The 4,745-nt window shown below is 63.4% G+C and carries 5 protein-coding genes; 3 read left to right on the forward strand and 2 right to left on the reverse strand.

What is annotated here, in order from left to right:
- Positions 1-24: 24 nt before the first annotated feature.
- Complete coding sequence (locus tag QOJ24_RS24200; RefSeq protein ID WP_526265883.1) at positions 25-852, reverse strand: enoyl-CoA hydratase/isomerase family protein; 828 nt, start codon at positions 850-852, stop codon at positions 25-27.
- A 167-nt stretch (positions 853-1,019) separates the two neighbouring features.
- Between QOJ24_RS24200 and QOJ24_RS24205 the strand changes: the two genes are divergently transcribed.
- From QOJ24_RS24205 to QOJ24_RS24215, 3 genes are all read left to right on the forward strand, one after another.
- Positions 1,020-1,847, forward strand: coding sequence for a mycofactocin-coupled SDR family oxidoreductase (locus QOJ24_RS24205; protein WP_526265884.1), 828 nt, complete (start codon positions 1,020-1,022; stop codon positions 1,845-1,847).
- A 10-nt stretch (positions 1,848-1,857) separates the two neighbouring features.
- Positions 1,858-2,655, forward strand: a complete 798-nt coding sequence (locus tag QOJ24_RS24210) for an SDR family NAD(P)-dependent oxidoreductase (protein ID WP_526265885.1) — start codon at positions 1,858-1,860, stop codon at positions 2,653-2,655.
- A gap of 92 nt (positions 2,656-2,747) precedes the next feature.
- Complete coding sequence (locus QOJ24_RS24215; RefSeq protein WP_526265887.1) at positions 2,748-3,860, forward strand: cytochrome P450; 1,113 nt, start codon at positions 2,748-2,750, stop codon at positions 3,858-3,860.
- A 7-nt stretch (positions 3,861-3,867) separates the two neighbouring features.
- On the opposite strand, the gene QOJ24_RS24220 is transcribed toward QOJ24_RS24215, so the two are convergent.
- On the reverse strand, positions 3,868-4,745 hold an 878-nt coding region (locus QOJ24_RS24220), incomplete at its 5' end, for an AMP-binding protein (protein ID WP_526265886.1).

Raw genomic sequence — 4,745 nt, forward strand, 5'->3', positions numbered from 1 at the left:
GGCCGCCCCGCGACGGCTCAACATTCACAGCCGGCCGTCCACCTGAAGCTCGGGATGCACCCAGTCCGGCGAGTTCTTCTGCTTGAAAGCACGAAAACCCTCGCGTGCCTCTGGGCCGGCGAGGCTGCTCTGCATTCCGATCCGGTCGAACAAACCGAGGTAGTTGTCCAGACTGGCCTTGATGAGGCCCCTGGCCGCAGGAGCCGTCCGGCAGCATTGCGCCAGAACCTCTTTGGCCACGTCTAATACGTCGTCATGGGGTACCACCCTGGCCACCATGCCCCAATCGAGTGCCTCTTCGGCATTCAGGGTCCGCCCGGTGAACATCAAATCCTTGGTGCGGACCGGACCGATCAGCCGCGCGAGCACCTGGCTGTAGTACGTGTCGGCGATGCCGCGGAACAACTCCGGCACCCGGAAGGTGGCCCGGTCGCTGACAACGGCGATGTCGCTGCACATCGCGATCTGCAGACCGCCACCCTGACAGAGCCCATTGACCGCTGACACCACAGGTTTCGGCGACTGACGCAGGAGGTCGAACGGCGTCACGTCCATGCCCATGGTCGACGCGAAATCCATCCAGTTGTCCGCTGCAGCCTGCCCCAAATCGCCACCGGGGGCAAAGACGTCACCAGTCCCTGTGATCAGCAGCCCTGCGAGGTCCGGGTCGGCGTTCACCCGGCTGATGGCGTACCGGATACCGAAGTACATCGCAGGCGTCATCGCATTGCGCGCCTCGGGCCGATCGAGGGTGCAGATCGCGAAGGCCCCTTCACGTTCGAACCTCAGATAGGGGCTCCCGAGCCAGTCGCCGTCGGGAGGGCGGGGACCGTCGTCGGGGGTGTTGGACATGTGTTTTCCCTTCCGGAGCATGGACGAGCGTGTCCATTGAAATTAGCCAAATAGTTGTATGATTCCAAACCCGCGGCGTAATATCTCCCGTGGCGCACTTCACACGCGCCTTGACCTGAGCGCCGCGCCCGAGCGCGCCGCCTGCCATCATCACCGGAGGATACGGAATGGGTTCACTTGACGGCCGCGTCGTTTTCATCACTGGAGCTGCCCGGGGCCAAGGCCGATCGCATGCTGTCATGTGTGCCGAGCAGGGCGCGGACATCGTCGGACTCGACATCTGTGAGGACCTCGACGTGGTGCCCTACAAGCTGGGCACCTACGAGGAACTCGAAGAGACCGCTCGGCTGGTCGAAAAGACCGGCCAGGAAATGCTTTTCCGCAAGGCGGACGTTCGCGACAAAGCTGCGCTACAGGCGGTTTTCGACGCCGGCGTCGAACAGTTCGGCCACATCGACACCGTCATCGCCAACGCCGGGGTGGTTCTGACCAACGCGGACGAGCGCGACGCCAGCGAAGCTCTGCAGCTCGGACTCGACATCATGCTCACCGGAGTCTGGAACACCTTCCAGGTCGCGATCCCGCATATCAAGGAGCGCGGCCAGGGCGGCAACCTCATCGCGACGAGCTCGATGATTGCGCTACTGGACCTCACCGACGGTCGTGGCGGCACCGACGCCTACCTGATGTCGAAGCTCGCCATCACCGGCCTGGTCCGCTCGTACGCGCTCATGCTCGCCGCCGACCGCATCCGCGTCAACGGCGTGGCGCCGACCAATTGCTCGACGCCGATGATCACCGAGAACCCAGCGCTGTTCAAGGTGATCGAGGAGAACCCGCACCTGGTCAACGCGATGTCGACGGCACTGCCCGATTTCCCGATGATCGAGCCCAGGGACGTCAGCAACGCAATCCTGTTTTTGATCAGTGATGCCGGCCGCTCGTTCACCGGCAGTGTGTTGAAGGTTGATGCCGGCATGGACGTGAAGCGCTAGCCGGCGCGGCATGCATTTCGGGATCGCGGGCCGGTCGGCGTTGATTGTCGGCGGCAGCAAGGGCATCGGACTGGAAGTCGCCAAGCTGCTCGGCGACGAGGGTTGCACTGTCGCCGTTCTGGCGCGGACGAAAAGTGACGTCGACACCGCGGTCGACGCTATTCGTGCCGAAGGGGCCACGGCGATCGGCGTCCCGGCGGACGTCAGCGATCCCCAGCAGCTCGACGCCGCGGTCCGTCAGGTCACCGCTGAGCATGGGCCGCCGCTCATTGTCGTCGGTCAAGCCAAGTACCAGCGGCCCGGAGACTTCGCTGACATCACGGACGTAAACACCTATCGCGAGTCCTTCGAACTGCACACGATGAGCCAGATCCTCCTTCTCCAAGCCGTATTGCCCGCGATGCGGGACGCAGGGTGGGGCCGCTTCGTGCACATCGGATCGGCGACGGCCAAGGAGCCGGCCGGAAACATCCATCACGTGGTGGCCAACACCAGCAGACCGTCGACAGTCGGACTCCTCAAGACGGTGTCCGACGAGTACGCCCGTTACGGCATCACCGTGAACACCGTGGCGCCGGGCTGGATCGAGACCGCGAACTCCGTCGCGTACCTCGAGAAGAACCTGGGCGCTGGCACCGAAGAGGCGCGGCGCGAATTCATGCTCAGCGAGGCGCGCGTTCCTGCGGCACGGATGGGCACGGCAGGCGAAATAGCCTCGCTCGTCGCGTATCTGTGTTCGGATCAGGCCGGATACATCACCGGAAGCTGGATCGAGGTCGACGGCGGCCTGCACCGATCGGCCTTCTGAGAACGGGAGGGCAATTGAGCCCCAAGCAAGAGGATCTGGTTGATCTGGTTGACACATACGGCGCCCCGACGCTCGAATGGACGAAGTTGCCAATGGCGGCCGACCGAGGTGCCGGGTGGGCGGCCGCGCGCGACGCCGGGCCCGTCGTGTACATGGACGGCTGGTTCTATCTGACCCGCCGCGACGACGTGCTCGATGCACTGCGGAAGCCGGAAGTGTTCTCGTCGAAGAAGGCGTTCGACATGCTCGGAAGTCCACTGCCGCTCGTACCGATCGCCTTCGACCCGCCCGAGCACACAAGATTCCGCCACATCCTTCAACCGTTCTTCAGCCCCCATACGTTGGGCGAGATGCTGCCGGCACTGCAGCAACAGGCGGTCGACATCGTGGGTGCCGTCGCTGCCAGAGGCGAGTGCGAAGTGATGGCCGACATCGCGATTCCTTATCCATCGCAAGTGTTTCTGACACTGTTCGGGCTCCCGTTGGAGGATCGTGACCGCCTTGTCGCGTGGAAGAACGCTGTTATCAACCTGGCCGACCGGCCCTCGCTGGAGGGCATGGATCTCACTCCCGCGCTCGAACTGTTCTCCTACCTCACCGACGCGATCAACAAACGCCGACAGAAGCCCGACCGCGACATCCTGTCGCAGGTGCTCACCGGGGAGCACCCCCTCGACGACGCCGAGGCGATCGGCCTGAGCTACTTGTTCGTGCTGGCCGGACTCGATACCGTCACGTCGTCAATGGGTTTCGCACTGCTGGAACTCGCCCGCAACGCCGAATTGCGGGCGTCGGTGCGCGACGATCCCGAACAGATCAAGGTCTTCATCGAGGAGATCGTGCGTTTGGAACCACCGGCGCCACTTGTGCCCAGGGTGACGACCGAGGCCGTCACCATCGGCGACGTGACGCTGCCGGCCGGGGCGCAGGTTCGACTACTTCTGGGTGCGATCAACCGCGACGACAGCGATACCATTTCCACCAATAGCGTTGTGATGGATGGGAAGGTGCACCGGCACTGGGGATTCGGCGGCGGCCCGCACCGCTGCCTGGGTTCGCACCTGGCCCGCATGGAGCTGACCTTGATCGTCGAGGAATGGCTGAAGCGAGTCCCCGTGTTCGCACTGGCGCCGGGTTACACTCCCGAAATCGTCTTTCCGGCCAACACGTTCGTGCTCGCGAGTCTGCCGCTCCGGCTCGGCTGACCGGCGATCAGGAGTACTTCTTCACCAGTTCCTGCTTGTACAGCTTGCCGGCGTCGGTGCGCGGCAGCTGCGGCTCGAACGAGATGGAACGCGGACACTTGTAGTGCGCCAACCGTTCCCGCAGCCAGACCAGTAGGTCTTCGCCGAATCGTTCGTTGGCATCGTCGCGGTCCACCGTCTGCACAACCCCCTTCACGCTCTGACCCATCTCGTCGTCGGGAATGCCGAACACTGCGGCGTCGAGCACCTTCGGGTGGGTGACCAGCAGATCCTCTGCCTCCTGTGGGTAGATGTTCACGCCGCCGGAGATGATCATGTGGTGGCGTCGGTCAGTGAGAAAAAGAAAGCCATCGGAATCCAGGTAACCGACGTCACCGACCGTCACCCAGCCGCGCCGGTCGCGCGACGCTTGCGTCTTCTCCCGGTCCTTGAGGTACTCGAAGGAGAGCCCGCCTTCGTAATAGATTTCCCCGACCTCGCCCGGTGGCAGCTCATTACCATCCTCATCGAGGATATGAGGGACGCCGACCAAGGGACGACCGACGGATCCCCGATGTTCGAGCCAGTCCTGGGCCCGAATGAATGACGCACCAACCGCCTCGGAGGAGGCGTAGTACTCATCGATGATCGGGCCCCACCAATCGATCATTTGCTTCTTGATCTCCACTGGGCACGGCGCCGCGGCATGTACGACTCTCTGCAGGCTGGACACGTCGTAGGAATCACGAACGGCACGGGGCAGTTTCAGCATGCGCACGAACATCGCCGGAACGAACTGACCGTGAGTGATGCGATATCGCTGAATGCACTCCAGCGCACGTTCGGGGTCGAACTTCTCCATCACCACAGTGGTGCCGCCCATCGACTGCACGACCATCGACCAAT

Origin of the sequence: Mycobacterium sp. (assembly GCF_032159775.1) — a bacterium.
Classification (GTDB): domain Bacteria; phylum Actinomycetota; class Actinomycetes; order Mycobacteriales; family Mycobacteriaceae; genus Mycobacterium.

Bases quoted from the DNA above. Each gene is read 5' to 3' on its own strand.
- QOJ24_RS24215 (WP_526265887.1), top strand. From the start codon at position 2,748: ATGGCGGCCGACCGAGGTGCCGGGTGGGCGGCCGCGCGCGACGCCGGG.
- QOJ24_RS24205 (WP_526265884.1), top strand. From the start codon at position 1,020: ATGGGTTCACTTGACGGCCGCGTCGTTTTCATCACTGGAGCTGCCCGG.
- QOJ24_RS24210 (WP_526265885.1), top strand. From the start codon at position 1,858: ATGCATTTCGGGATCGCGGGCCGGTCGGCGTTGATTGTCGGCGGCAGC.
- QOJ24_RS24200 (WP_526265883.1), bottom strand. From the start codon at position 852: ATGTCCAACACCCCCGACGACGGTCCCCGCCCTCCCGACGGCGACTGG.